General features: G+C 46.7%; 21 protein-coding genes, 2 tRNA genes, 1 other RNA gene and 1 riboswitch. Of the genes, 9 read left to right on the top strand and 15 right to left on the bottom strand.

Annotated elements, in window-relative coordinates; genetic code table 11:
• Position 1: 1 nt before the first annotated feature.
• The 11 genes from purB to CS898_RS04705 form a co-directional block, all read right to left on the bottom strand.
• On the bottom strand, positions 2–1,420 hold the full coding sequence (gene purB, locus CS898_RS04760; RefSeq protein ID WP_099208294.1) for an adenylosuccinate lyase: 1,419 nt from the start codon (positions 1,418–1,420) through the stop codon (positions 2–4).
• On the bottom strand, positions 1,420–6,333 hold the full coding sequence (locus CS898_RS04755; protein WP_099208293.1) for a phosphoribosylformylglycinamidine synthase: 4,914 nt from the start codon (positions 6,331–6,333) through the stop codon (positions 1,420–1,422). Before CS898_RS04755 ends, purB begins: the two co-directional genes overlap by 1 nt.
• A 10-nt stretch (positions 6,334–6,343) precedes the next feature.
• Positions 6,344–7,858 (bottom strand): bifunctional phosphoribosylaminoimidazolecarboxamide formyltransferase/IMP cyclohydrolase, encoded by a 1,515-nt coding sequence (purH, locus tag CS898_RS04750; protein ID WP_099208292.1) that lies wholly within the window; start codon positions 7,856–7,858, stop codon positions 6,344–6,346.
• A gap of 1 nt (position 7,859) precedes the next feature.
• On the bottom strand, positions 7,860–8,420 hold the full coding sequence (gene purN, locus CS898_RS04745; RefSeq protein WP_009430584.1) for a phosphoribosylglycinamide formyltransferase: 561 nt from the start codon (positions 8,418–8,420) through the stop codon (positions 7,860–7,862).
• The gene (purM, locus tag CS898_RS04740) at positions 8,402–9,436 is read right to left on the bottom strand and encodes a phosphoribosylformylglycinamidine cyclo-ligase (RefSeq protein WP_099208291.1); all 1,035 of its coding nucleotides are present in this window, start codon (positions 9,434–9,436) and stop codon (positions 8,402–8,404) included. Before purM ends, purN begins: the two co-directional genes overlap by 19 nt.
• 8 nt (positions 9,437–9,444) lie before the next feature.
• Positions 9,445–10,797, bottom strand: coding sequence for an amidophosphoribosyltransferase (purF, locus tag CS898_RS04735; protein ID WP_099208290.1), 1,353 nt, complete (start codon positions 10,795–10,797; stop codon positions 9,445–9,447).
• 1 nt (position 10,798) lies between these two features.
• The gene (purC, locus tag CS898_RS04730; RefSeq protein ID WP_009430518.1) at positions 10,799–11,497 is read right to left on the bottom strand and encodes a phosphoribosylaminoimidazolesuccinocarboxamide synthase; all 699 of its coding nucleotides are present in this window, start codon (positions 11,495–11,497) and stop codon (positions 10,799–10,801) included.
• A gap of 412 nt (positions 11,498–11,909) precedes the next feature.
• Positions 11,910–11,985 (bottom strand) — tRNA-Lys (locus CS898_RS04720).
• A gap of 97 nt (positions 11,986–12,082) precedes the next feature.
• Positions 12,083–13,351: an ABC transporter permease gene (locus tag CS898_RS04715; RefSeq protein ID WP_009430216.1), complete on the bottom strand. Its 1,269-nt coding sequence runs from the start codon at positions 13,349–13,351 to the stop codon at positions 12,083–12,085.
• Complete coding sequence (locus CS898_RS04710; RefSeq protein WP_009431349.1) at positions 13,352–14,032, bottom strand: ABC transporter ATP-binding protein; 681 nt, start codon at positions 14,030–14,032, stop codon at positions 13,352–13,354.
• Positions 14,025–16,004, bottom strand: coding sequence for an efflux RND transporter periplasmic adaptor subunit (locus tag CS898_RS04705; protein WP_159459126.1), 1,980 nt, complete (start codon positions 16,002–16,004; stop codon positions 14,025–14,027). The genes CS898_RS04710 and CS898_RS04705 overlap by 8 nt, the downstream gene beginning before the upstream one ends.
• 225 nt (positions 16,005–16,229) lie before the next feature.
• Between CS898_RS04705 and CS898_RS04700 the strand changes: the two genes are divergently transcribed.
• The 5 genes from CS898_RS04700 to CS898_RS04680 all read left to right on the top strand — a co-directional run bounded on the left by CS898_RS04700 (position 16,230) and on the right by CS898_RS04680 (position 20,485).
• Positions 16,230–17,549, top strand: a complete 1,320-nt coding sequence (locus CS898_RS04700) for an aspartate kinase (RefSeq protein WP_099208288.1) — start codon at positions 16,230–16,232, stop codon at positions 17,547–17,549.
• Positions 17,550–17,584: 35 nt separating this feature from the next.
• A riboswitch (TPP riboswitch) is annotated at positions 17,585–17,680 on the top strand.
• A gap of 33 nt (positions 17,681–17,713) precedes the next feature.
• Positions 17,714–18,007, top strand: a complete 294-nt coding sequence (locus CS898_RS04695) for a thiamine-binding protein (RefSeq protein ID WP_099208382.1) — start codon at positions 17,714–17,716, stop codon at positions 18,005–18,007.
• Positions 17,982–18,752: an ABC transporter permease gene (locus CS898_RS04690; RefSeq protein ID WP_099208383.1), complete on the top strand. Its 771-nt coding sequence runs from the start codon at positions 17,982–17,984 to the stop codon at positions 18,750–18,752. Before CS898_RS04695 ends, CS898_RS04690 begins: the two co-directional genes overlap by 26 nt.
• On the top strand, positions 18,742–19,755 hold the full coding sequence (locus tag CS898_RS04685) for an ABC transporter substrate-binding protein (protein WP_099208287.1): 1,014 nt from the start codon (positions 18,742–18,744) through the stop codon (positions 19,753–19,755). The genes CS898_RS04690 and CS898_RS04685 overlap by 11 nt, the downstream gene beginning before the upstream one ends.
• Positions 19,736–20,485: an ABC transporter ATP-binding protein gene (locus CS898_RS04680; RefSeq protein WP_099208286.1), complete on the top strand. Its 750-nt coding sequence runs from the start codon at positions 19,736–19,738 to the stop codon at positions 20,483–20,485. The genes CS898_RS04685 and CS898_RS04680 overlap by 20 nt, the downstream gene beginning before the upstream one ends.
• A 101-nt stretch (positions 20,486–20,586) precedes the next feature.
• On the opposite strand, the gene CS898_RS04675 is transcribed toward CS898_RS04680, so the two are convergent.
• The 3 genes from CS898_RS04675 to CS898_RS04665 all read right to left on the bottom strand — a co-directional run bounded on the left by CS898_RS04675 (position 20,587) and on the right by CS898_RS04665 (position 23,788).
• A complete protein-coding gene (locus CS898_RS04675; protein WP_159459125.1) occupies positions 20,587–21,945 on the bottom strand; it encodes a S41 family peptidase in 1,359 nt (452 codons plus the stop codon).
• A 203-nt stretch (positions 21,946–22,148) separates the two neighbouring features.
• On the bottom strand, positions 22,149–23,117 hold the full coding sequence (locus tag CS898_RS04670; protein WP_099208284.1) for a biotin--[acetyl-CoA-carboxylase] ligase: 969 nt from the start codon (positions 23,115–23,117) through the stop codon (positions 22,149–22,151).
• Entirely contained in the window at positions 23,114–23,788 is a 675-nt protein-coding gene (locus tag CS898_RS04665; RefSeq protein ID WP_099208283.1) for a trimeric intracellular cation channel family protein, read from the bottom strand. Before CS898_RS04665 ends, CS898_RS04670 begins: the two co-directional genes overlap by 4 nt.
• A gap of 241 nt (positions 23,789–24,029) precedes the next feature.
• On the opposite strand from CS898_RS04665, the gene CS898_RS04660 reads away from it, so the two are divergent.
• The 4 genes from CS898_RS04660 to CS898_RS04645 all read left to right on the top strand — a co-directional run bounded on the left by CS898_RS04660 (position 24,030) and on the right by CS898_RS04645 (position 25,872).
• A complete protein-coding gene (locus CS898_RS04660; RefSeq protein WP_159459124.1) occupies positions 24,030–24,593 on the top strand; it encodes a TetR/AcrR family transcriptional regulator in 564 nt (187 codons plus the stop codon).
• Between the two features lie 73 nt (positions 24,594–24,666).
• Positions 24,667–24,758, top strand: a tRNA-Ser gene (locus tag CS898_RS04655).
• 12 nt (positions 24,759–24,770) lie between these two features.
• Positions 24,771–25,037: signal recognition particle sRNA large type (gene ffs / locus CS898_RS04650), an RNA gene on the top strand.
• A gap of 61 nt (positions 25,038–25,098) precedes the next feature.
• Positions 25,099–25,872, top strand: a complete 774-nt coding sequence (locus CS898_RS04645) for a ZIP family metal transporter (RefSeq protein ID WP_099208281.1) — start codon at positions 25,099–25,101, stop codon at positions 25,870–25,872.
• 629 nt (positions 25,873–26,501) lie between these two features.
• On the opposite strand, the gene rpsR is transcribed toward CS898_RS04645, so the two are convergent.
• Positions 26,502–26,726 (bottom strand): 30S ribosomal protein S18, encoded by a 225-nt coding sequence (rpsR, locus tag CS898_RS04640; protein ID WP_052099059.1) that lies wholly within the window; start codon positions 26,724–26,726, stop codon positions 26,502–26,504.
• Between the last annotated feature and the right edge of the window lie 4 nt (positions 26,727–26,730).

Here is a 26,730-nt window from a genome sequence, read left to right as displayed (position 1 = left end):
TTTAGACGTGCAATTGGGCATGGTAGTCTTCCACATCCTGGAGGATGGGGTCAATGACTTCCTTGACCAATCTTTCCACTTGTTGAGGACTGCGTCCCACGAATTTTTCCGGAGAAATCAGGTCCCGGATCTCTGCTTCGGATAAGCCAAAGGCTGGGTCTGCAATAATCCGGTCAATGAGGTCATTGGATAGGCCTTGGTCCTTGACCCGGGCTGCAGCTGCCTGGGAATGGGTCCGGATGTGTTCATGAAGTTCTTGCCGGTCTCCTCCTCTTTTTACGGCTTCCATAAGGATATTTTCTGTTGCCATAAAGGGCAGTTCTGCCTTGAGATTTTTTTCAATCATCTTTTCATGGACCACCAGGCCTTGGCTGACGTTAATAGCAATGTCCAAGATGGCGTCCATGGCCAAAAAGCTCTCTCCAATGGAAATCCTCCGGTTGGCTGAATCGTCCAGGGTCCGTTCAAACCATTGGGTGGCATAGACCAGGGCCCCGTTGCCGGCAGCCTGGATGACATACTTGGCCAGGGAAGAAATCCGTTCGGACCGCATGGGGTTTCGCTTGTAGGCCATGGCAGATGAACCGACTTGGCCCTTTTCATAGGGTTCTTCCACTTCTTTTTGGTGTTGCATCATCCTTAGGTCGTTGGTCATCTTGTGCATGGTTTGGGCCAGGCTGCTGATGGAGGCCAGGATTTCTTGGTCCACCTTTCTGGAATAGGTTTGGCCTGTCACTTCATAGGCCTTGTCAAAGCCCATGGCCTTGACCACTAAGTCCTCCAATTGGTCCACCTTGTCCCCATCTTCAAAGAGTTCCATAAAGGAAGCCTGGGTTCCTGTGGTCCCCTTGACCCCTCTCAAACGGAGGAGGTCCCGGCGTCTTTGGATTTCTACATAGTCCATGTAGAGGTCGTAGAGCCAAAGGCTGGCCCTCTTGCCCAGGGTGGTGGGTTGGGCCGGTTGGTAGTGGGTGTAGGCCAGGATGGGCAGGTCCTTGTAGTCCATGGCAAAGTCCCGAACTTGCTTAATGAGGACCTTTAGCTTTTTCAAGATCAGGTCCAGGCCCTCCCGCATAAGGATTAGGCCTGTATTGTCTGTGACGAAGCAAGAGGTGGCTCCCCAGTGGATGATTCCCTTGGCAGAAGGGGCCAATTCTCCATAGGCCTTGATGTGGGCCATGACGTCGTGACGGGTTTGGGCTTCAATTTCTGCTACTCTTTGGTAGTCAATTTCTTCCTTGACCCTTTCCAGGTCTTGAATTTGTTGGTCGCTAATGGACAGTCCCAGTTCCTTTTCCGCCTTGGCCAGGGCGATCCACAAGTTCCGAAAGGTTTGGAACTTGTGGTCGTCGGAAAAGATATAGGACATTTCCTTGCTGGCATAGCGGCTGGTCAAGGGATTTTCATACTTATTTCTCATTAGTCCCTCCTCATGAAGTCGACACCGGAGCCGATAATTTCTTGAATTTCCACATCCGGTATATTTTTGTATAGTTGGTCACAAACTCTTTCTGAATGGCCCATTTTCCCCAGGATTTTTCCATCTGGTGACATAAGGCCTTCAATGCCATAGAAGGACCCATTGGGACTTTCCTTATAGACAGTGGCAATTTGGTCTCCTTCCAACAATTTTTCCATCATACTCTCAGAAATAATGACTCGACCTTCCCCATGGGAAATGGGGACAAGATAGTCTTTTTCTGTAGAAAGCCTCCGGGTCCAGGGACTCTTGTTGGATAAAACCTTGGTTTGGACGAATTTAGCAATGTGGCGGTTTGAATTGTTGTAATGGAGGGTTGGGTCCTCTTGGTCCAAGACCTTGCTTTGACCATAGGGGAGGTAGCCTGTTTTAATCAGGGCTTGGAAACCATTACAAATTCCCAGCATCAGGCCATCTTGGTCTTTTAAGAGAACGTCAATGGCTTCTTTTATTTTGGGGTTTCTTAGGACATTGGCAATAAATTTACCTGATCCATCGGGTTCATCTCCCATGGAAAAACCTCCAGGCAGGGCCAGGATTTGAGCGGACTTGATTTTTTCAGCCAGGTCTTGGATGGACTGGTTGACATGGTCCGGGCTCAAGGTGTTGAAGACGAAGATTTCCGCTTGGGCTCCTTCTTTTTCAAAGGCAGCGGCTGTATCGTATTCGCAGTTGGTTCCCGGGAAAACGGGAATGATGACCTTGGGTTTGGCCACAGGATGCTTGGATTTTTCTTGCCGGTCTTTGATTTTAACCCTCTTGGTCCAGTCGATATCCCGACTTTGGATGGTGGGGGAATAGATGGAGTCAAAGCGACTCAAATATCCCTTTAAGAGATCTTGGTAGGCAAAGGTCCGGCCGTTAACTGTAAAGTCTTCCCCTTGGCAGGTTCCCAGTTCTTGAACTCCTGGAATGTCTTCCTTGTATTCCAGTATAAAGTCTCCATAACGAGGCAGGAAGAAGTCTTCTGTTTTGACCTCCAGGCCCACCCGGTTCCCAATGGCCATTTCAAACAGGGTCACCAGGATGCCCCGGTGGTTGATGGCTGTCAGGCTTAAAATATTGCCAGCTTGGTTTTCCTTCTTGATTGTTTCTAGGTTTTCCAACCAGGCATCTAGGTCCACTCGTCCATCTTCTTGACGGGGAACTGCCAGAAGGCCAATTTTTCCAATCCCCTTTAATTCCGGTGTCATGATCTGGTCTGCTGGACAGGGTCCACAGGCAAAGGACAGGAAGGTTGGAGGAACATTTAGGTCTTCAAAGCTTCCACTCATGGAGTCCTTTCCTCCAATAACGGGAATTTCTAATTCCTTAGTAATAGAGAAGGCTCCTAGGAGGGTCTTTAAGGGCTTGCCCCATTTTTGAGGGTCTTGGCCCAATTTTTCAAAGTACTCTTGGAAGCTCAGGTAGACTTCATGGATGTCTCCTCCCAGGGCTACAAAGTTGGCCAGGGATTCTAAAACACCATAGTAGCCGGCCAAGAATTGGCTTTGGTCTGCCAGGAAGGGGTTGAAACCGTAGGCCATAATGGACCCGGTTTTACTTTGGCCTTCCAGGCTGGGAATCAAGGCTGCCATTCCGTGGACGGGACTTAACTGGTCTCTTCCTCCTAGGGGAACTACCAAGGATCCCCGACCAATGGAGGTGTCAAAACGTTCGATGAGGTTCTTTTGGCTGGCCATATTTAAGTCTTCCAACCTCTTGGGCAGGTCTTCCAGGTCTCCATCTTCCAAGAAGAAGTCGGGAAGGCCTTCACTGCTAATCCGGGCTTGGTTTTCCCGGCTGGCTCCAGCTGAATCCAAGAAGCTCCGGTCTAGGTCCACAATAGTTTGCCCCCGATAGGTCATGTGGAGTTTGCCAGTGTCTGTAACCTTGGCCACAAGGCTGGCTTCTACATTTTCTTCGACACAGGCTTTTTGGATAAAGTCCAAGTCCTTGGCATCAATTAGGATGGCCATCCGTTCTTGGGATTCCGACAGGGCAATTTCCTTGGGTTGGAGACCCAGGTATTTCAAGGGAACTTGGTCCAAGTCAATATCTAGAGAGTCGGCCAATTCTCCAATGGCTACAGAAACTCCTCCAGCACCAAAGTCGTTACACTTTTTAATTTTTTGGGCCACTTGGGGGTTTCTAAAGAGCCTTTGTAGCTTTCTTTCCATGGGAGCATTCCCCTTTTGGACTTCGGCAGAAGACTCTGTAATGGAAGAAAGGTCATGGGCCTTGGAAGAACCAGTGGCTCCTCCAATGCCGTCTCGGCCTGTCCGTCCTCCTATCAGGAGGATCAAGTCTCCCGGAACAGGTTTTAGCCGTTTGACATTTTCTTGGGGAGCTGCTCCCACCACAGCCCCAACTTCCATCCTCTTGGCTAGGTAGCCTGGATGGTACCATTCTTCCACTAGGCCTGTAGTTAGGCCGATTTGGTTTCCATAGGAAGAATAGCCCTTGGCGGCATTTTGGCAAATCTTTCTTTGGGGAAGTTTTCCCTTGAGGGTTTGGTCCAGGGGAGTAAAGGGGTCCCCGGCTCCTGTGACCCGCATGGATTGGTAGACATAGGATCGACCAGACAAGGGGTCCCGGATGGCTCCACCCAGGCAGGTGGATGCTCCACCAAAGGGTTCGATTTCCGTTGGGTGGTTGTGGGTTTCATTTTTAAACATCAAAAGATAGGGGATGACTTCTTCCCTGCCGTCTTTTTCAATGGTGACATCTACATAGACTGAGCAGGCATTAATTTCATCCGATACTTCAATTTTTTTACAAATTCCTTCTTCCTTTAGGTACTTGGCCACGATGGTGCCCAGGTCCATTAGGGTGACGGGTTTTTTCTTCTTGACCCTGGTCTTCAGGTCCAGGTAGTCTTCCAGGGTCTTTTGGATTGTTTCATCCAACTTGGTCTTCACTGGGTCCAGCTGGATATCTAAAACCGTATTAAAGGTGGTGTGGCGGCAGTGGTCTGACCAATAGGTGTCAATCAAGCCAATTTCTGTTACATTGGGGTCCCGGTTAAGATCTTTGAAATAGTCTTGAACCAGGGCCAGGTCTTCCAAGCTCATAGCCAGGCCTTGGTCTTCTAAAAAGTCTTGAAGGTCCTTTTGGCTATAGCCTATAAAGCCTTGGTAGACGGGGTTTTTAGCCTCTACTTTAAAGTTTTCCTTGAGACTGGTGGGGATTCCCAGGACTTGTCCTTCTTCTTCATCCACAGGGTTAACCAAGAAGGTCCGAATTTTTTCCATATCCTGGGGAGTCACTTGGTCAAAGTCGTAGACCTTGGCAGTCTTGCTGGCCAGGTCGTCCCGTCCCAGGGTCACCAGGATGGTGTCTAGGACCCCTTGGTTTCTTTGGTCAAATTGCCCTTGGTGGTATTGAACAACCAGGGGATTTTTAAAGTCCTTTTGAACTTGAAGAGCATCCTCTCCCAGGTAGAGGTCATCTACCGGAGGTTCTGCCAGGATGGTCCGGGCCACTTCTTGTTCTTCTTCCTCATTTAGGCCTTCAATGTCGTAGCGTTGGTAGACCTTGATCTTTAGAGGATGACCCAGGAGTTCTTCCAATTCTGTCTCCAGGTTCTTGGCTTCGATTTGGAAGGGGTCCTTCTTGGCCACATAGACCCGAGACACCGTGGGTCCAATGTCCTTGCGGTAGGTCTTGCCTTCAAAGTGAATTTGCTCAGCAGCTTGGTAAACTTTTTTCTTAACCTCTTCAAAATCTTGGCCTTGGCCTGTAATGGACAGGACCCGACCACCAGAAGTCACTAGCTTTCCATCTTGATAGCTGGTTCCCCCGTGGTAAATAAGGACGTCTTGGTCCAAGTCTTCCAGGTTAATTTCTTTGCCCTTTTCATAGGCCAGAGGATAGCCTTGGGAGGCTAAAACCAGGGTTAGGACCTTGTTGTCCTTGATTTTAATTTGGTCAGGTAAGTTACCTTCCATGGTCTTTTGGAAGAGGTCTAAGATGTCTTCATCAATCCGGTTTAGGATGGATTGGGTTTCTGGGTCTCCAAAGCGGACGTTAAATTCTAAAACGTAGATTCCCTTTTGAGAAATCATGCAGCCGATAAAGATGACACCATGGAAGTCCAGGCCATCTTTTTTCAAGCCCTCCATAAAGGGGGCCAGGATGTCTTTTTCAATTTCATCCTGGTAGATGTCGGCTTGGTCATTGGGGCTGTAGGTCCCCATGCCCCCGGTGTTGGGGCCTTTTTCATTGTCGTATATCTTCTTATGGTCCCGGGCGCTGGGAAGGAGCAGGGCCTTTTGGCCATCCACTAGAGCATGGATGCTCACTTCAAAGCCAGGGATAAATTCTTCCACTAAAACTTTCTTCTCTCCAAAGGCTCCCTCTTGGACCCTTTGGATAAAGTCTTCAATGTCTTCTTGGTTTTTGGCAATGACAACGCCCTTGCCCCCGGCCAAACCATCAGCCTTTAAAACCACCGTGCCATCAGCATCCAAAAGTTCTTGGGCTCTTTGGCGGATTTCTTGGGCTTCTTGGCAGGCATAGGCCTTGGCTGTCAAGAGGCCATGACGGTTGCAAAAGTCCTTGGCAAAGGTCTTGGACCCTTCCAATTGGGCCTCCTTGGCCTTGGGACCAAAAATCTTTAAGCCCTCTGCTTGGAAGGCATCGACAATTCCCCCTACCAGGGGAGCTTCAGGTCCCACTAGGGTAAAGTCAATTCCTTCCTTTTTAGCAAAGTCTACAATGGCTTCCTTGTCTTCTAAGGCCAGGTCTATATTTTTTCCCAGGTCTTGGGTCCCGGCATTTCCAGGCAAAAAGTATAGTGAGCGACCTTCTTTTTTCACAGCATAGCCCAGGGCATGCTCTCTAGCTCCACTCCCTAAAATCAAAATTTTCATTCCGAACTCCTTAATGTCTAAAATGACGTGTATTTGTAAAAATCATGGCCATGTCTTCTTGGTCACAAACCTTGATAGAATCCTCGTCTCGGATAGATCCACCAGGTTGAACAATGGCCTTGATGCCCATCTTGGCTGCCAGCTTGACGCAGTCGTCAAAGGGGAAGAAGGCGTCACTGGCCAGGACTGCCCCTGTAAAGTCTCGGTCCTTGTGGTGGGTTTGGATGGATTCCAGGGCCCAAATTCTTGAGGTTTGGCCCCCACCAATTCCCAGGGTTTGTCCATCTTTTACAACAACCACTGCATTGGACCGGGCATACTTACAGACCAATTCTGCAAATTCCAAGTCCTTGACTTCTTGAGGGCTGGCTTCTTTTTTGGTCACTGTCTTCCAATCTGTATGGGCCAGCTTGTCTTTTTCTTGGATGATAAAGTCTCCTGAAGTGAACTTAATATCCATAGAGGCTGTTTGCTTTTTAGGGTCAAATTCTAGGACACGGAGGTTGGGTTTCTTCTTAAAGGCTTCCAAGGCTTGGTCTGAAAAACTCGGTGCAGCCACAACTTCTAAGAAGATTTCTACCATTTTTTCTGCTGTCTTGCCATCTACTTCTTGGTTAAAGGCCACAACGCCACCAAAGATTGATAAAGAGTCGGCTTCAAAGGCCTTTTCATAGGCTTGGTAGACTGTATCTGCCTTGGCTACCCCACAGGGTGTGGCATGTTTTAGGGCCACACAAGCTGGGTCCTTAAATTCCATAACCAATTCCAAGGCGGTATTTAAGTCGTTTAGGTTGTTAAAGGACAATTCTTTACCTTGGTATTGTTGGATGGACTTGTAGTAGGAATCCACCATGGGGTCCCGGTACCTGGCCGCTTTTTGGTGGGGGTTTTCCCCATAGCGGAGGTCAGACACTTTCTTGAGACCCAGGGTTAGGGTCTTGGCCTTTTCTCCCAGGCGATCTTGCATATAGCGGCTGATCATGGCGTCATAGTAGGCTGTGGTGGAGAAGGCCTTCATAGCCAGGCGTTCCCTAAAGGCCTTGTCGTCAATTTCCCCGTCCATGGCCTTAAAGACATCTTCATAGTCTTCTGGGTCTGTCAGGACATAGACAGATTGGTAGTTTTTGGCGGCTGACCGGATCATAGAGGGGCCCCCGATATCGATGTTTTCAATCATCTCTTCATGGGGAGCTTGTTTTTCCAAGTGACCTTCAAAGTCATAGAGGTTGCAAACCACCAGGTCAATAGATTCAATCCCATGGTCCTTGATGGTCTTAACATGGTCCTCCAGGTCCCTACGGTAAAGAAGACCGCCGTGAACCTTGGGGTGGAGGGTCTTGACCCGACCATCTAACATTTCCGGAAACTCGGTATAGGCAGAAATATTTTCTACTTCAACTCCGGCATCTTGGATGGCCTTCATGGTTCCCCCAGTGGATAGGAGTTTATAGCCCCTTTGGACCAGGCCCCGAGCTAGGTCTCCAATTCCTCTTTTATCCGTGACACTCAACAATGCATACGTCATTTCATACCTCCTCTAAGTGGGCTATTGCCTTGGGCAGTAGCCTATGTTCAATTTTCAAAACCTTGGCTTGGATTTCCTCCGGACTGTGGCAGTCCTCAATTCCGGTGGATTCTTGGAGGATGATTTGTCCCCCGTCCACCACCCCAGTAACCAGGTGGACTGTGGCTCCAGATTCCCTTTCTCCATGGGCATAAACTGCCTCATGGACATGGATTCCATACATCCCCATGCCCCCATACTTGGGCAGGAGGGAGGGGTGGATATTTAAAATCAAGCCCTTAAAATTTTCCAAAAAATAATCGCTTAAAATTCTTAAGTAGCCGGCCAGGACAATTAGGTCAATGCCCCGGCTTTCTAAGGCCTGTAAAATCTCGTCATCGTCCCTGGATACAAGACAGTCAATGCCATGCTTTTTGGCCCTTTCCAGGCCATAGGCATCTTCCTTATTGCTGTGGCAAAGGAGGACCTTGGATTGAAAGTCCCCCCGGTCCATGGCATCTAGGATACTTTGGAAGTTGGTCCCGGACCCAGAGACAAAGACGGCTATTTTATAAGTTCGCATACCTTGTTCCCTTGGACAATTTCCCCAATCTTCATGGCTTCTTCCCCGGACTCTGCAAGACTCTTTAGGACTGCCTCTTCATCTTGGGGGGCACAAATCAAGACCATGCCAATGCCCATGTTAAGGCTCCGGTACATTTCTTCAAATTCCACCATGCCCGATTCTTCAATGGCCTTAAAGACGGGAAGTTTTTCCCAGCTATTGACATGGACCCGGGCATTTAGGTTTTCAGGTAGGATTCTAGGAATATTTTCCACAAAGCCTCCACCAGTAATATTGACAATCCCCTTGAGGTCCACTTGGTCCAAGAGATTTAAAATGGCCTTGACATAGAGCTTGGTGGGAGTCAAAAGAACTTGGCCCAGGCTTTGGTCTGTCCCCTTAAAGGGGGCTGTCAGCTTCATTCCCAGTTCTTCTAAAAACAAGCGACGAACCAGGGAGTAGCCATTGGAGTGGATTCCTGAGGAAGCCAGACCGATAATGGAGTCCCCTTCCTTAATCTTGGACCCATCAATCATCTTGGCCCGGTCCACAATGCCTACAGAAAAACCGGCTAGGTCATATTCATCTTCCCCGTAAAGGCCTGGCATTTCTGCTGTTTCTCCCCCAATGAGAGAGCACATGGAATCCAAACAGCCTTGGGCAATTCCTTCCACCAATTGACTGATTTTTTCCGCTTCCAAGTGACCACTGGCTATGTAGTCTAGGAAAAAGAGGGGCTGGGCTCCCTGGCAAATCAAGTCATTGACACACATGGCCACCAGGTCAATCCCTACGGTATTGTGGATGCCCAGTTCTTGAGAAATCAAAATCTTGGTTCCAACCCCATCTGTAGAAGCTAGTAGGATGGGGTCCTCCATGTCCTTAAAGGCCTTGAGGGAAAAGCCCCCACTAAAGAGACCAATATCTCCCACAACGCCATCCCGATAGGTTTTTTGCACCGACTTTTTCATTAATTCAACGGCACGATTGCCTTCCGAAATATTGACACCGCTTTGTTCATATGTTAATGCCATAGTTCCTCCTATAATACAATGGGATCCACCGGATATTGGCCGTCAAAGCAGGCCATGCACAGGTGGTCTCCAGCAATTCGAGCTGCCTTTACCATTCCCTCTTCAGAGATAAAGCGAAGGGAATCTGCCCCGATTTTTTCTTCAATTTCCCCCACAGACAGGTTGGCTGCAATTAAGTGAATCCGCGATGGCGTATCAATGCCATAATAGCAAGGATTCATAACTGGTGGGGATGTAACCCGCATGTGGACTTCCTTGGCCCCAGCTTCCCTTAACCTGGAAATTAAATTGGCCGAGGTGGTTCCCCGGACAATGGAGTCATCCAAGAGGACAATCCGCTTGCCATTCACTACATGGCTTAGGGGGTTTAATTTGAGTTTAACAGCCATTTCCCTTTCTTCCTGGCTGGGCTTAATAAAGGTCCGTCCCATGTAACGGTTTTTGACCAGGCCCTCTGCCAGGGGAATCCCGGATGCTTGAGAATAACCAATGGCTGATGGAATCCCACTGTCAGGGACAGCCACAACCAAATCCACATCTACAGGAAATTCTTCATATAAAATTTCCCCACACCGCCGTCTGAAGTTGTAGGAATTTACCCCGTCCAGAGTGGCGTCATTCCTTGCAAAATAGACATATTCAAAGGAGCAGTGCTTGGGCTTTTGTTCCTCTTCCATGGGGAAAGATTGAAGACCATCTTGGTCAATCACTACCACTTCCCCAGGTTGGATATCCCGGATACACTTACCACCAATAATATCAATAGGCGCATTTTCACTGGATACAATCCAGCCTCCGTCTGGAGTATCCCCTAAAACCAAGGGGCGGATTCCATAGGGGTCCCGGAAGGCCACCAGCTTGTCCTCCAACAACAAGACTACAGCATAGGCTCCCTTAATGAGGCCCATGGCCTTACGGACAGCTTGGACAATGTCCCCTCCATTGTAGTAGCGACTAATTAAGTAGAGAATTACTTCCGAGTCAATCGTAGTTTGGAACATCATCCCGTCTTCTTCCAGCCGGGTCCGTAAAATTTGATAGTTAATGAGGTTGCCGTTGTGGGCCAAGCTCATGGTTGTGTTTTTTGCAAAGGCCATGAGGGGTTGGGTGTTGAACTCAAAACTCCCTCCAGCTGTTGAATAGCGAACATGGCCAATCCCCAGAGGACCCTTAAGGTCCTCTAGAATTTCATTATTAAAGACATCGCTGACAAGGCCCATGCCCTTTTTCCGGATGATTTCAGACCCACTGGATACACTCATCCCGGCACTTTCTTGCCCCCGGTGTTGTAGACTGGATAGGCCGAAAAAGAGCTTTTTTGATACGCCCTTTTCATTGTAAATACCAATTACCCCGCACATATTATCCTCGAATACGGTCTAGGACTTTTTGATAGCCTTCAGTTAGGTTGCCCAGGTCTCGACGGAAGATATCCTTGTCTAATTTTTCCTTGGTTTTTTCATCCCATAGACGGCAGGTATCAGGACTAATTTCATCGGCCAAAAGAATGTTTCCATCCTTGTCAGTACCGAATTCAATCTTAAAGTCTACCAGGGTCACTCCAATACCGTGGAAGAAGTCCTTTAAGAGGTCGTTGATCTTTAAGGTTGTCTTTTTAATTTCATCGTATTGATCTCTTGTAACCAAGCCCAGGGCCACAGCGTGGTCTTCATTCATCAAGGGGTCTCCCAGGTCATCATTTTTATAGGAAAGTTCGAAGGTTGGTTCCTTGAATTCAATACCTTCTTCTACTCCATAGCGTTTGGCAAAAGAACCAGCGGAAATATTCCGGATAATGACTTCAAGAGGAAGGATGGTTACTTTCTTTGCCCGCATGTCGGTGTCATTAAGGGTTTCAATGTAGTGGGTGTGGATGCCATTTTCTTCCAACATTTCAAAAATACGGGTTGTAATGGCCAAGTTTAAGGCTCCCTTACCTTGGATAGTGGCCTTCTTTTCCCCATTTCCAGCTGTTGCATCATCCTTGTAGCGGATGATAATTTCGTCATCCTTGTCTGTTTTGTAGACTAATTTTGCTTTTCCTTCATACAATTTTTCCATCATATACCTCCATAAAATAAAAAAAGAGAACGTTCTTCTTTAGAATCATTCTCATGCAAATAAAGGGATAAAGTTATCCATAGGATAACCCAATGTAGTTTTAAGGCGTAAAGCTGCAGGCAAGTAGTCTAGCAAGAGTCCTCTTTTTATGGTAAAAAAAGTTGCAAAAGTCCTGTTTTCGTGACTTTTGGGCTTTTCATGCCGATGAACTATAGACCTAGCCTTATTCATAGACCCCTCTAACCTCCCCGTGAATTAATATTCTTTACAATTAGTGATTATATCATAAAATCCCCTCTTGAAAAAGTGGCAAGTGGGGATTCTTTTTTAAAATATTTTACTTTTAAAGACTACTCGACCTAAATGAAGATAAAAAAATCGTGGAGACCAATCTCCACGATTTTCCCTAACTTGGTGCGCCCTGAGGGGCTCGAACCCTCGACACCCTGATTAAGAGTCAGGTGCTCTACCAGCTGAGCTAAGGGCACAAGTTAAGTACTTATATAGTATATTACTTGCGCCCTTCTTTGTCAATGATAAATTTTACTCCAGCTTTATTTTTTCTCTAGCCTTCCTTTACATCTTCTATTCATATCTCAAGGCATCAATGGGATCCAACTTGGCCGCCTTGTTGGCAGGATAGTAGCCAAAAAAGACACCAATGACCATGGAAAAGCCCACAGCCACCAGGACACTGAAGATAGAGGGTAGGGACCGGGCCCCAATAAGCCCTGACCCCACCAGGCCCAAGAGGGTTCCCAAAAGGATTCCAAAGACCCCACCTATGCTACAAAGAATCACCGATTCAATGATAAACTGCTTGCGGATGTCATTTTTTGTCGCCCCCAGGGCCTTACGGATACCAATTTCCCGAGTCCTTTCTGTTACGGATACCAGGAGGATATTCATAACCCCAATCCCCCCAACAATCAGGGCAATCCCAGCAATGGCTGCCACAGCTGTTTGGACTCCGGCCATGGTGGACCCCACTTGTTTCATTTCAGATACGACAGAGGAGACCCGGACTTGGGCCCGGCTGTTGTTGGCAAAGTATTTTTGGTTGAGATAGTCTGCCAGGGCCTGGGAATCTTCTTCTGCCTGGCCTGGGTTTTTTAGGGAAATGAGAACATATTGGAAGATATCTTCATCGTCATAGTCTGAGGGGATTTCTTTAAAGGCTGTGGTATAGGGCATATAGAGGGTTGAAGTTTCTCCCTTGACATCTCCCAAAAGGGCCACATTGACCTTTTCATAGTGGTAGATGCCCACAACGGTTAAAACAATCAATTCCCCATCCTTATAGACCTTGACTTCACTCCCCAGGGCCTTGGTCACGTCCCCCTTGTAGATCTTGTCCAAAACCTTGTCGGAAATAACGGCGACGTTTTTTGATTTTTTCACGTCCTCCTGGTTTAAAAAACGGCCAGCCAGGAGTTTGACCTTGTCTGTTTTGGCCGCTCCAGGAGAGGTGGACTGGATGTTGATCTTGACTTGATTTTTATCTTGACGGATGACCCCCGGTCCTTCTGGTCCCTGGTAGACTACTTCTTCCACCAAGTCCCCCTGGGACTTTTGAACATCTTCCATCATGTCCTTGGTAATAAAGTCATCGGGGTATACCAGGCCTTGGCCATCTAGGTCATCGGGGTTTTTTCCTTCTACCATAATATAAGCCGAAGAATTCCCAATGGTATCAAAGGCCTGGTTGACGGACTTGGTCATGGAAGACCCAATGGTGGTGATGCCAATAACCGAGGCAATCCCGATAATAATCCCCAACATGGTCAAAAAAGACCGCATCTTGTTGGTCCGAATACCTTCAACGGATAGTTTAATGGTTTCTAGTAAGTCCATCTAAACCTCCCTTAAGTGGCCATCATCCATTTCATAAATCCGGCTGGCCTCCTGGGCCAGGTCCATATTATGGGTAATGACGATGATGGTTCTTTTTTCTTTTTCGTGGAGGGTGTGGAAGAGGTCCATAACCTGGCGGCCCGTCTTACTATCCAGGGCTCCTGTAGGCTCATCGGCCAGGATAATAGCAGGATTGTTGGCCATGGCCCGGGCTATGGCCACCCTTTGCTTTTGCCCTCCGGACAATTCATTGGGCCGATGGTCCATCCGGTCTTCCATATCTACCAGGGCCAAAAGTTCCTTGGCCCTTTCCTGTCTTTGGGCCCTGGGAACTTTGGCATAGAGCATGGGTAGTTCTACATTCTTCAAGGCATTGGACCGGGGAATCAGGTTGAAGTTTTGAAAGACAAAGCCAATTTTTTGACTCCGGTAGGCTGATAGACCATCATCCTTGATATCTTGGACATTGACTCCGGCCAATTCATAGCTTCCGGAGGTCTGCCGGTCCAAAAGACCTATAATATTCATCAGGGTGGACTTACCAGACCCGGATTGGCCCACAATGGAGATAAACTCCCCATCGTAGATGTCCAGGTCAATCCCATGGAGAATTTCCAATTCATTGGCCATGCCGATGTTGTAGGATTTAGTAATGTCCCGCATGGTCATAAGCTTATCCATCTTGACCCTCCAAGGGGGCTTCAATAATGGTCACAACCTGGTCTTGGCCATAGCCCTGAGAACTGGTAAGGACCTTCATCTTTTCCTTGAGGTCCGGACCTGAAATTGAACTTTCAAAGTCATTGGACAGGCCCAGCTTAACTGGAGTCAGGACAGTCTTGTAACGGTTCTTACCCAGGTCTTTTAAGGATAGGACATAGTGGCCCTTGTCCCGTTCAAAGACAGCATCCGTAGGTACGGCAAAGGTGTTTTTTTCTTGGGATAGGATATATTTCACTCGAACATTCATCCCGGGAGCCAGCTTGCTGGTGTCTGGGTCCTTGATAGCTATGACGGTCTTATAGTAGACATCCTTGGAGGCAGCTCCTTCAGGATTTTCCTCCGGAGCCGGCGAAATCGAGACAACTTCCCCCACAAATTCCTTGCCTTCCACTGCATCAGAAGTCATAACCACCTGGCTGCCAACCTTGACATCATTGATGTTGTACTCCTTGATGTGGGATTCCACCCTTAGGGTGTCCACTGTCTCCACCCGGGCCAAAGAGTCTGCTGGAACTTGGCCCAACTTGCCATTTAACTGGGTAATGGTCCCAGAAACTGGAGCCTTAACCAAGCTTTGGTCCAAGGACTCTTTCAAGAACTTAAGGTCTGCTTGGTCCATGTTGTTTTGGCCGGCTTGGGCTTGCTTGACCCCATCCTTGAGGTTGGCAATGTCATTGTCTGCAGCCACCTTGGCTCCTTCCAGGGCTTCAAGGGCTTGGTCATAGGCATTTTTTGCCACCTCCATGTTTTGCTTGTAGGTCTTTAATTGGTCTTCCCGGGCCTTCTTATTTTTTACTTCCTTGTCGGCAGAGAGTTGGGCATCAGACTGGGCCTTTTCCAATTCAATTTGGGCATTGGGTAGGGTCTTGGCCATGCCTTCTACTTCCTTATCCAAAGCCTCTGCTTCAGCCAGGTACTTTTCCCGGTCCCCTTGGAGTTTGGTCATGTCCTCTGTCACTTGGGCCACTTCCAAGCGAAGTCTTTCCTGCCGTTCATTTAATTGGTCCAGGTCTTTTTGCAGGCTTTCGATTTTGGCCAGGTTGGGACCTTGGTTTTGATTTTGAGATCCCGGAGTGGGGCTTGGCGAGGCTTGACCCATTTCTTTTTCCAGGTCCCGGCTTTTTTTGCTGATTTGCTTTGTTCCTTGGATGATGTCATTGTTCAAGCCATCCAGGCGATTTTTCAAAGAGGCAACTTGACCATCCAAGCGTCCAGCTCTGGACCGGTTGTCCATGGCCCTTTGACTGGCCAGGGCCAGGTCATCTTTTAATTGGCTGTACTTGACATTGCTGGAGGTTTCCTGGTAGGCCAGGTTGTCCCTTTCTGCCTTTTCAGCCAAAAGTTCTGGATTGTAGCCCTGGTCTAAGGATCTCTTATAGTCCTCATAGACCTTTTGGGCCTGCTTGTAGGCATCAAAAGAAGCCACTAGGCTGGACTGGGCCCCTTGGATTCCGGGGTTGGTCCCATCCTTTTTACCTCTTAGGGCCTCTTGAAGACGGTTTTTAGCCGCAGAAATTTGTGCCCCCAGACTCTTGGACTGGGCCGCAGCCGAAGCTTCCTTGACGGCAATTTGCTGGCGAATATCAGTAGAATCCAGCTCTGCAATCAAGTCTCCTTCTTCCACCCGGTCCCCCACTTTCACATGGAGGGCCACAATGGGGGCCTGCTTTTCTGGATAGACATCCAAAGAGGTGGAGCTAACCACCTTTCCTGTTTCATTGACTGCATTGGTTACATCCTTGTGCTTCAAGGTCACAACTTGGTTTTTTGTAATCTGGATTCCAGCATCGGGCCTTAGGGCCTTGCTAAGCCCCATAGCCACTAGGACCACCCCTAGGGCCAAAGCCAAAATTCCAAGTTTTTTGTGTCTAGAGAAAAAGGATCTCAGTCCTTGGCTAAAGTTGGCCAAGGATTTTCTTATTTTTCCCATCTTCATCTCCCTTCTATTTTGTCCATGGTTAGATACCATATGATTATACCTTAAAAGCTTAAAAGAATTTTTAATAAAAGTCTAATTTTTTTTTAATATTTTCCTTTCCTGTAAAGTCTTGGTCTTTTCTAGCTTAATTTCTCCAAAAGCTATGTACAAAAGCCTTCTTTTTGACTACAATAAAATGTATTATTACTTTAGCAGCTTTTGAAAGGAGATGTTACTGTGACACTTGTTGTAGCAAAATTTGGCGGAACCAGTCTGGCTAATGGCGGCCAATTTAAAAAGGTCTACGATATCATCCAGGCAGACCCCAATAAAAAATATATTGTCCCCTCGGCTCCTGGGAAGGTAAATGACCAGGATACCAAGATTACAGACCTTCTCTACCTCTTGTACGACTTATCCAGCCACGGCATTTCATATAACGAAGTCTTTTCCATGTTTAAGAATCGCTATATTGAAATTTGCCGGGAAATTGGCGTGGAAATCAACCTACAAGATTATTTTGATGAAATTCGCCAGGCCATTGAAGAAAAGGCCTCCAAGGAATACCTGTCCAGCCGGGGTGAATACTTAAATGGTCTTATCCTAGCCAAGTACCTGGACATTCCCTTTGTCGATGCCAAAAATGTCATGCTCTTTAAGGCCCCCCACGTTTTAGATGACCAAAGGACCTACAAGGCCCTGGAAGAGATGAAAAAATCCTTTGATGCAGCTGTGATTCCAGGTTTTTATGGGTCCCTACCCGACGGGTCCATCACCACCTTCTCCCGGGGAGGAGGAGACCTATCTGGAGCCATTGTGGCCCGGGGAGTAGGAGCCGACCTCTATGAAAACTGGACCGATGTCAGTGGATTTTTGGCTGCAGACCCTAAAATCATCCCCCATCCCCGCCGGATCAAGGAAATTTCCTACCGGGAACTTCGTGAGCTTTCCTATATGGGGGCCAGCATCCTCCATGAAGAAGCCATCTTCCCCGTAATTTCCCAGGGCATTCCCATCTCCATTAAAAACACCAATGCCCCGGAAGAAGAGGGAACCCGGATTGTCCCCTCCAGTAAGGGGGGAAGCGAAAAGAGTGAAATCACCGGTATCGCTGGCCGCCAGGGCTTTTCTGTTATCAATATTGACAAGGTCCAAATGAACCGGGACCTGTCCTTTTCCCGTAAGGTCTTTTCCATTCTGGAAGCCAACGACATCTATGTAGAACACATCCCCTCCAGTATCGACTCCTTGTCTTTAATTGTCTCCGACGATCAACTCCAAGGCAAGAAAAAACGAATTACAAACGAAATCAAGGCCCTTTGCAACCCCGACAACATCTCCGTAGAAACAGACATCTCCCTGATTGCCGTGGTGGGGCAAAATATGCGCAACCACATTGGGACCTCTGCCAAGCTCTTTAAGGCCCTGGCCGATGCCCAGGTCAATGTGGAAATGATCACCCAAGGCTCTAGTGAGCTCAACATCATCGTCGGTGTGGACACTGCTGACTATGATACAGCCATCAAGGCCATCTACCAGGCCTTTAACCAGGATTGAAATTCTCCTTGACCGAGGTTTTATTCCTAGGTACAATAAAAGGGCAGGGGTGCTATTGCTGAGATGGCTTCGGCCAAACCCATTGAACCTGTTCAGGTAATGCTGACGTAGGAAACCAAGGACTTCTGCTGCCCAGAAGTCCTTTTTTATTGAAAGGAGTTATCATGAATACGACTATTGCCATCCAAGTTCTTCCCGTGACTGCCAGTCAAGAAGATCTTTTACGGATTGTTGATTCCGTCATTGCCTACATTGCGTCCACTGGCTGCAACTACCAAGTGGGTCCCTTGGAAACCACTGTGGAAGGTGACTATGAAGAACTTTTAGATATTGTTAAAGAAGCCCAACTCATTTGCATCCGTCAAGGAGCAGATTCGGTGAAGTCCTATGTGAAGATTTTCTACAATCCCAAGGACCACCTCTTAACTATTGATGAAAAAACAAAAAAATACCGTTAAGGTCATCCCCCTTTTGGTGCTTTTGGTCCTTTTGGCCCTTTGGTTTTTGGTCTCCTATTATGAGTTGGTTCCCAGCTTCATGCTGCCCTCTCCCCAGGCCGTCCTAAGAGCCTTTTGGACCGACCGAGTCTTACTCTTAAACCACCTTAAGGTCACCATGCTGGAAGCCCTGGTGGGCCTGTCCATTGGCGTTCTTCTAGGCTTTATTTGCGCCCTGGCCATGGACCGTTTCCGCCTGGTGAAGGAGGCCCTCTACCCCCTCTTGGTCTTGACCCAAACGGTTCCCACCGTGGCCATTGCCCCCCTCTTGGTTCTGTGGCTGGGCTATGGTCTACTACCCAAGATCACCCTGGTGGTTATCGTGACCTTTTTCCCCATTGCCATGAACCTCTACCAAGGTTTTCAAGGAGCTGACAAGGATTCCCTCCTCCTCCTTCAAGCCATGGGGGCCAACCGCCTGGACCTTTTCCGCTATGTCAAGTGGCCCATGAGCCTGACTTCCTTTTTTGCCGGCTTGAAAATTTCCACCTCCTATGCCCTGGTAGGGGCTGTCATTGCCGAATGGCTGGGAGGCTACGCCGGTCTGGGAGTTTATATGACCAAGGTCAAGAAGTCCTATTCTTTTGACAAGATGTTTGCTGTCATTGTTTTTATTTCCATCATTTCCTACCTCTGCCTTTTACTTGTTCAATGGCTGGAAAAAAAATCAATGCCCTGGAAAAAAGGAGAAAAACATGAACTTTAAAAAATTAACCGTCCTGGCCCTGGCTGCCAGCTTACTCTTAACAGCTTGTGGCTCCAAGCCCAAGGAAGAATCTGCCGCCAGCAATCCGGACCAAGAAAACTTAAAAGACGTCCAATTCGTCTTGGACTGGACCCCCAACACCAATCACACCGGGGTTTATGTAGCTGACGCCCTGGGCTACTATGCCGACGAAGGCCTAAAACTCAACATCGTCCAACCTCCAGAAGATGGAGCCGAAGCCCTGGTAGCTTCTGGAAAAGCTGACTTTGGCGTTTCCTTCCAAGACGTCTTAGCTGCTACTTTTGCCAACGACAACCCCCTTCCCATTACATCCATTTGTGCCATTATCAACCACAACACCTCAGGGATTATTTCCGCCAAGGACAAAAACATCACCCGGCCCAAGGATATGGAAGGTCACAACTACGCTAGCTGGGACAACCCCATTGAACAAGCCATTATTAAAAATGTCATCCAAAAAGATGGAGGAAACCCCGACAAGGTAGAATTTATTCCCTCCACAGCCACCGATGCTGTCTCTGCCATCCAAAGCAATATCGATACCGTTTGGATCTACTATGCCTGGGATGGACTGGCTGCTCAAGTCAAAGATGTTCCCTACAACTACTTTTCCTTTATCGACATCAACCCCGTTTTCGACTACTACAGCCCCGTCATTATTTCCAACAACCAGCTTTTGAAAGAAGACCCTGAAACCGTCAAGGCCTTTTTAAGAGCCACCGTCAAGGGCTACCAATACGCCATGGAAAATCCAGAAAAAGCCGCTGAGATCCTCTGCAAGGCCAACCCAGAATTGGACAAGGACCTAGTCCTGGCTTCACAAAAATGGCTAGCCGACAAATACCAAGACGACAGCAAACAATTCGGCTACGTGGACCAAACCCGTTGGGATAGATTCTACCAATGGTTGGCTGATGAAAACCTCATTAAAAAACCCCTAGACAAGGGCTACGGATTCACCAATGACTTCCTCCCCCAATAAATTTCTAGACCTTGAGTCCATTTCCAAGACCTTTGGCTCTCATACTGTCTTGGAAGACCTCTGTCTCCATGTCGACCAGGGAGAGTTGGTTTCCCTCTTGGGGGTTTCGGGGTCCGGTAAGACCACACTTTTTAACATCATTGCCGGCCTCCTAAAACCCGACCAGGGCCAGGTCCTCTTGGAGGGAAAAGACATCACTGGCCAGGCCGGCCAGGTAGCCTATATGTTACAAAAAGACCTCCTCTTGCCCCATTTAAAAATCTTGGACAATGTGGCCCTTCCCCTCTTTTTAAAAAAAGTCCCCAAGGACCAGGCCCGGGAAAGAGCCCAGTCCTACTTCCAACAATTTGGCCTGACCGGCACAGAGGGCCTCTATCCCTCTGAAATCTCCGGAGGCATGGCCCAAAGAGCCGCCCTTTTAAGGACCTATCTCTTTTCCTCAAAGATAGCCCTTTTAGACGAACCCTTCTCCAAACTAGATGCCATTACCAAGGCCAAAATGCACGACTGGTACCTGAAGATTATGGAAGAAATCCAGCTCACCACCCTCTTTATCAGCCATGATATCGACGAGGCCATCCACCTGAGCCATAGGATCTACATCCTGTCTCCCAAGACCCGGTCCATTATCAAAGAATACAAGCTAGACCGGACCTTGGACTTCCAGTCCCAGGAGGGCCTCCTCTACCAAATGGACCTGAAAAAACAAATCACCCAAGATTTGGAATAAAAAAGATTCCTTCGCCATGAAGGAATCTTTTTCTTTACTTATCTTTTATATTATTAAGAATAGTTCCCCCATAACTTCCCACTCAGTTAAAAACTGTTCGACTAATGATCCCAATAACCCTCATTTTCTAATACTTTTATTAAAGCCTCATCAAATTGAAAAAGAGTCCCATCCGACAATCGTTTAATTGCTTTTATCTCGTCACTCGCAAAAATATCTGGATTCGTGTAGTAAAACTCTTCTATGGGCATACCTATGGGCAATGATAGCGTTAAGGGAACACTGACTTGCATACCTGTATATGGCATTTGAACAGTAGGATTATATGGAACTGGATCCCCCTTTGTCCGTTCACCCACTATTTTTCCTAATTGATTGACTTTCACAAACTTAATAAGTGCGTCTGAAGCACTGCCAGTCTTTGGTCCAGTAAGAAAATATAGATTATATGGTCTTTGGCTGAAAGATGCATTTTCTCTATGAGTTATAGCAAAACTATGTCTCGAATAATAACTAAAATGATCGAATATCGTTTTATCTAATGTGCTAGCTCTTAAATCTGGGAATTCTTTATAAATCATTTCTTTTTTTGACTGATCTAATTTATGAATTTTAACACTATCATCATATAAAGGATATGACGATGGTACCTTACTAGCTCTATCCGTCCAAAAGCTGATCCAATTTAATGAAGTTCCTTCTTGGATACCTAGGTAGGGTAATAGAAAATCTAACCAATAAAATGCATTTCCACCAGCGTTCGATCTTAAATCAATAATGATTGTCTCATATTCATCATCAAGAAAATTCTTCATTCTTAATTCATCATTTCTAAAATTTATATCTGATGAATTTGGCTCTAACATACTATTTATTTTGATATAGCCAATTTTCCCATCTATAATTTTTCTTGCCTCTAAGTTATGCACATCCTGATATTTAAGCGGCGAATCAAGGGAAGCCTCTCTTACATCAGTGTAAGAAATATGATAATCCTTTAGCACTTTCTCTGAAAATGGATCTTCCTTAATCCATTCATCCCAATCAGCTTTTTTAAAACCATGAGGTAAAATGCCCAGTATTCGATTGATAATCGAGTCTCGATTAACTACATTTACATGTCCATCGCCTATTTCTTTTAATATTAGATTCATCTCATTCATATAATCTGTGTCATTGCGGCATGATTTTATCATTTTCTTATATCTATTTTTATTCCTCAGCCAATTTTCATTGCCTAGAATATAAAAACCACTGTAAGCATCGCGAATGAATCCATATGTATATTCAAATTCCTTTAAATATTTATGAGTGGATAAATTATTAAATATTATTATAGACAATAAGAAAAACAAGAATAATATAAAAATTTTCACCTTATTCTTGTTTTTTGATTTGAACATAAAGTCTACCTCCACATCTAGTCTTAAGCAGAAACCTCTGCTTCCAACTGTTCCCATTCGAACTCCCATTATCCTATAGAAGTTTTCTCAATACTGAATCTCTTATAATCTTGTAATGAAGACCAAAGTGAGGGTCTTTACTGACATTTTGAGTATCATAATTTAGAATCTTTAAACTTGTAGCGATAAAAAAGATTGGTCCATCTTCTTGAAACCTGCTACCGATTTAAAACTTATACTCCAAAATCCTAGGCCGGGCTTTAAGAAAAATCTCCCCGGATGGAAATTTCTCCAGCCTTGAGGGTCAGGGTCTGGCCAGATAGGTCCACCAAGAGATGGCCTTGGTCGTTGATGTCCTTGGCCCGGCCCACCAGGTCTTGGCCCTGGTAGTTGAAGGAAATTTTTCTCCCCAAGACCAGGGAGGCCTCCCTGTAGGCCCGAATGACTTCTCTTCGGTCTTGGTCCTTTAAAAAATAGAGCTGGCTTATGATTTCCCCAGCCAGGTGGTTTCTCAAAAGGTCTACATTTAAGGCTGTGGCAATTTTTTCCAGGTCTGGGCCAAATCCCTCTTCCGGCATCCGGATGTTGATGCCAATCCCTGTGTAGATGGCTGAAATTTCCCGGTTCTCCAGGTTGAACTCCCCTTCAGTCAAGATGCCACAAAATTTTTTATTGGCCAAAAAGAGATCGTTAACCCACTTGATCTTGGCTTCCAGGCCTGTAGTCTTTTTCACAGCCCTTAAAACGGCCAAGGCGGCCTTGATGGTAATCAGGTCTTGGTCCTCCAAGTCCCCCTCTCCCTCCTTGTAGTAGAGGAGGGTCATATAGAGGCCCGTGTGCTTGGGAGAGGCAAAGACCTTGCCCCGTCGTCCCCGTCCCTGGACCTGTTCTTCAGCCAGAACCACATCAAAGGGCCGGACCTGGTTTTTTTCCAGCTTCCTTTTCATTTCCGTATTGGTAGAATCCAGGCTGTCGTAGATGAAAATTTGCCGGTCCTTTAAGGCTTCCGGAAGATGTTTACGGATGCCTCCCTGGGAGAGTCGGTCAAAGTCCCCCAAGAGTCGGTAGCCCTTTTTGGGCTTGGCTTCAATGGTATAGCCCTGGCTTCTCAAGATCTCAATGGCCTTCCAAACAGCCGCCCGGGAAACCCCCAGCTGGTCTGCCAGGTCCTGGCCAGAAACATAGTCTTCCCGGTGGGCCTCCAAAAAATTCAAAACTTCCTCTTTCATTGGCCCTGCCTGCCTTCCTCAATGTCTTCCACAATAACCCGGGGAAGGTTCCATTTTTTCATATAGGAAAGCAACCGGACTACAAGAACTCCCGTAAAACCTAAAATCATGGCAATAGATGGCCCCAAAGACTGGTAGGTCAAGAGGTAGAGGATTCCACCAAAAAAACTAGCTACAGCATAAATTTGCCGGATAAAGACAAAGGGAACAATGCCAGCCAAGAGGTCCCGGATGATTCCACCACCAATCCCCGTAGCCATGCCACAAAATAAAATCAAAAAGTGCTGGTTCACATAGCCAATCTGGGCTGCCGTATTCATGCCAACAATGGTAAAGGCAGCCAGACCCAAGGCATCAAAAAAGACCAGGTACTTTTCAAAGGTAATTAAAAACCGACTGTTGAGGTGGTCCCCCCGTCGGTAAAAACTGAAAAAAACCAAGAGGGACACCACAACAGCAATTAGGGTCCAAATGGAATCCGTAAAGGCCGCCGGAGGCGTAATCCCCAGGGTCAGGTCCCGAATCATCCCACCCCCAACTGCCGTAACCAGGCCCAAAACCAGGGTGCCAAAAACGTCCATGCTCCGCCGGACTCCCAAAAGGGCTCCGGAAATGGCAAAGGCCGTGGTTCCAATAAATTCTAAAATAAATTGAATGTTTTCGTAATACAAAATCTCACCTCATTTTCTTTAGTATATCATGAATTCTTTCCTAGAGTAGCATCTTTTCTAGTTTGAAAAAAAAATTTCCAACTCCGTCGGCCCCCCTTCCCTTAAAGGACTTCCTTGGACCCTGATTCAAGAAAAATCTTGACCCCTCCTTAGATTTTCGCAATAAAAATCCCTCCTAAATTGACAAAATCCCTAAAAAATAGTATTATTATTTTCAATGACATGTGAAAGGAGTCTTGGTATGAGAAAGACAATTACATCTCGCAAGGAGATCCTAGAAAATTGTCAAGATCTTGTTTCCGAAAAAGGCCTAACCGCCATTGATATTCGCACCGTTGCTGCGGCCTGCCATGTATCTGTGGGGTCCATCTATAATCATTTTGAGTCCAAGGACGATTTAATCTATGGAGTCTTGGACTATGCCTGGGAAAAAATTTTTGATTTGGGGGAAATAGACAAGGACAAGTCTGGATCTTTTCTTAATTATTTAGAATGGCTTTTCTCTTCTTTGGCTCAAAAGAAGGCCGAGGGAGCTGAATTTTTTAACTTATATTCTTTAGGCCTGGCCTACAAGGATCCTAAACAAGGTCGTGACCTTTTTGATGAACATACTGCCCCCCTGAAAGAGGGCTTACTAAAGGCCTGGGAAGATGACCCCAAGCTTGGAGACTCCTACTTAAATGAAGATTCCAAGGGCAAGATTGACTTCCTTTTTACCAGTTTAATTGGAACCCTTTTAACAGAGTCCATCTCTAAAGAAGACTTTATAAAGCTAGCCAGCAATTATATTCAAACAATCAAATAAAAAGAATTTTAAGTGTTAAGGAAACCTTGACACTTTTCTTTTTATTCTGTATAATAAGTTATTGTAATCCAATGGAGAGATGGTTGAGTTGGTTTAAGGCGCTCGCCTGGAAAGCGGGTATACGTTTATAGCGTATCGGGGGTTCGAATCCCCCTCTCTCCGCCAGTAATAACATTGCCATACTAGACGGGGAGCTAGCGGCACCCTTTTGCTTGCAATCCGCTATAGCAAGGTTGAATCCCCGGTTGCGGCTTATCCTTGTATGGTCTGCCTCGGAAAAGTGGCGTTGATGATTGGGTCCTACGCAACAAATGCTTTTGAACCGTGTCAGGTCCTGACGGAAGCAGCACTAAGGAAGATGTTTTGTGTGCCGTATGGGTCGCCTAGTCTGAGTTAACTCTCCGGGTACCGCATATAATCAATAAGACAAGGCCGGGTGTATGGCTACATAATTCGATTTATTCGCATCTATTTATAGATGCTTTTTTTATAGAAAAGAGGCTATATGGATACAATCAACCCCAATTTAATTATCTTTTTGGGCTGCCTGATCCCCGGCTTGATGACCGGTCTGGGAGCCCTTCCCATTTTTGCTACAAAAAACGTCTCCCAAGGACTTTTAGATACCCTCTTGGGTTCCGCCGCCGGAGTCATGCTGGCCGCTACTTGTTTTTCTTTGATCATGCCCAGTATCGAATACGGTGGAGGAAGCCTCCAAGCCGTTTTAATCACCTCCCTGGGACTTTTTTTAGGGGCCTACCTCATTGACCTGGTGGACCGCTATGCCCCCCACGAACACCTTATCGACAAGAAAGTCGAAGGGAAAAATACCGATTCCTTGAAACAAATTTGGCTTTTTATCATTGCCATTACCATCCACAACTTTCCCGAAGGCCTGGCTACCGGCGTGGGCTTTGGTACCGACTCCCTGAAAAACGGCATCACCATTGCCCTGGGAATTGGCCTGCAAAATATGCCCGAAGGCCTGGCTGTGGCCCTGTCCTTGGTCCGGGAGCGCTATTCCACAAAAAAAGCCTTCCTCATTGCCCTTATTACCGGCCTAGTCGAACCCATTGGAGCCTTTTTAGGTGTCTTTTTGGTCCAAGTCTTCCAGCCCATCCTGCCCTTTATCCTGGCCCTGGCCGGAGGCGCCATGCTCTTTGTCATTAGCGACGAAATCATACCAGAAACCCATAGCAATGGCTATGAACGCCAAGCCACCTATGGCATCATCATCGGCTTTATCGTCATGATGATCCTAGATGTGACCTTGGGTTAAAAGATGAAAGGGATTAAAATGTAGACTACGGTCTACATTTTTTTATTTGTGGGGGTTGGATTGTTGAAGCCTCGCCCAGCAACATAATGTAGGGGCGGCCCTGTGCCGCCCGTATTGATAAACAGATCTATAAATATAGAGAATAATATCAATACCCCGAAAACCCTCTTGTAGGGGCGACCTTGTGTCGCCCGAATTAATAGACAGGATCTATAAATATAGAGAATAATATCAATTCCCCTATTCCCTAAATAAATATATACGGGATTGTGGAAAGGGCTGGACAGGCCAGCCCCTACAGATTTCTTTATTGTTAAATAGAAATTAAAGCCGCTATAAACAGATTCGGGATTGCGGAACGGGCTTGTACAACTTTTCATCAGCTCAAGTTCGCTCTCGCTCCTTTCGCTGTGAAAGACTGTATCTGACCTAGCTACGAAATCAAAGATTTCGGCTTAGGTCATGAACCAGCAAGCCCCTACAGACAGGCCAGCCCCTACAAAATCATGTCAGCTTGTAGGGGCGACCTCGTGTCGCCCGTATTGGTAATCAGGATATATAAATATAGAGAATAAATTTTTATATCCCCAAAAAAGCCCATAAAAAAAGATGGGCTAGGCCCATCTTCATTAGTCTGCACTATATGGAAGTAATGCAACTTGGCGTGCCCGTTTAATGGCACTTTGCATTTCTCTTTGGTGCTTTGCACAACATCCGCTTACTCGACGAGGTAAAATCTTTCCTCTGTCTGAGATGTATTTGCGAAGTGTTTGTGTGTCTTTATAGTCAATTACTTTCTTTTCATCTGCACAAAAAGCGCAAACTTTTTTACGAGAACGAAATCTTCTTTGCACGCTC

The organism is Urinicoccus timonensis, assembly GCF_900232945.1.
Lineage (GTDB): Bacteria > Bacillota > Clostridia > Tissierellales > Peptoniphilaceae > Urinicoccus > Urinicoccus timonensis.
This window is presented reverse-complemented; position numbering and strand designations above follow the sequence as displayed.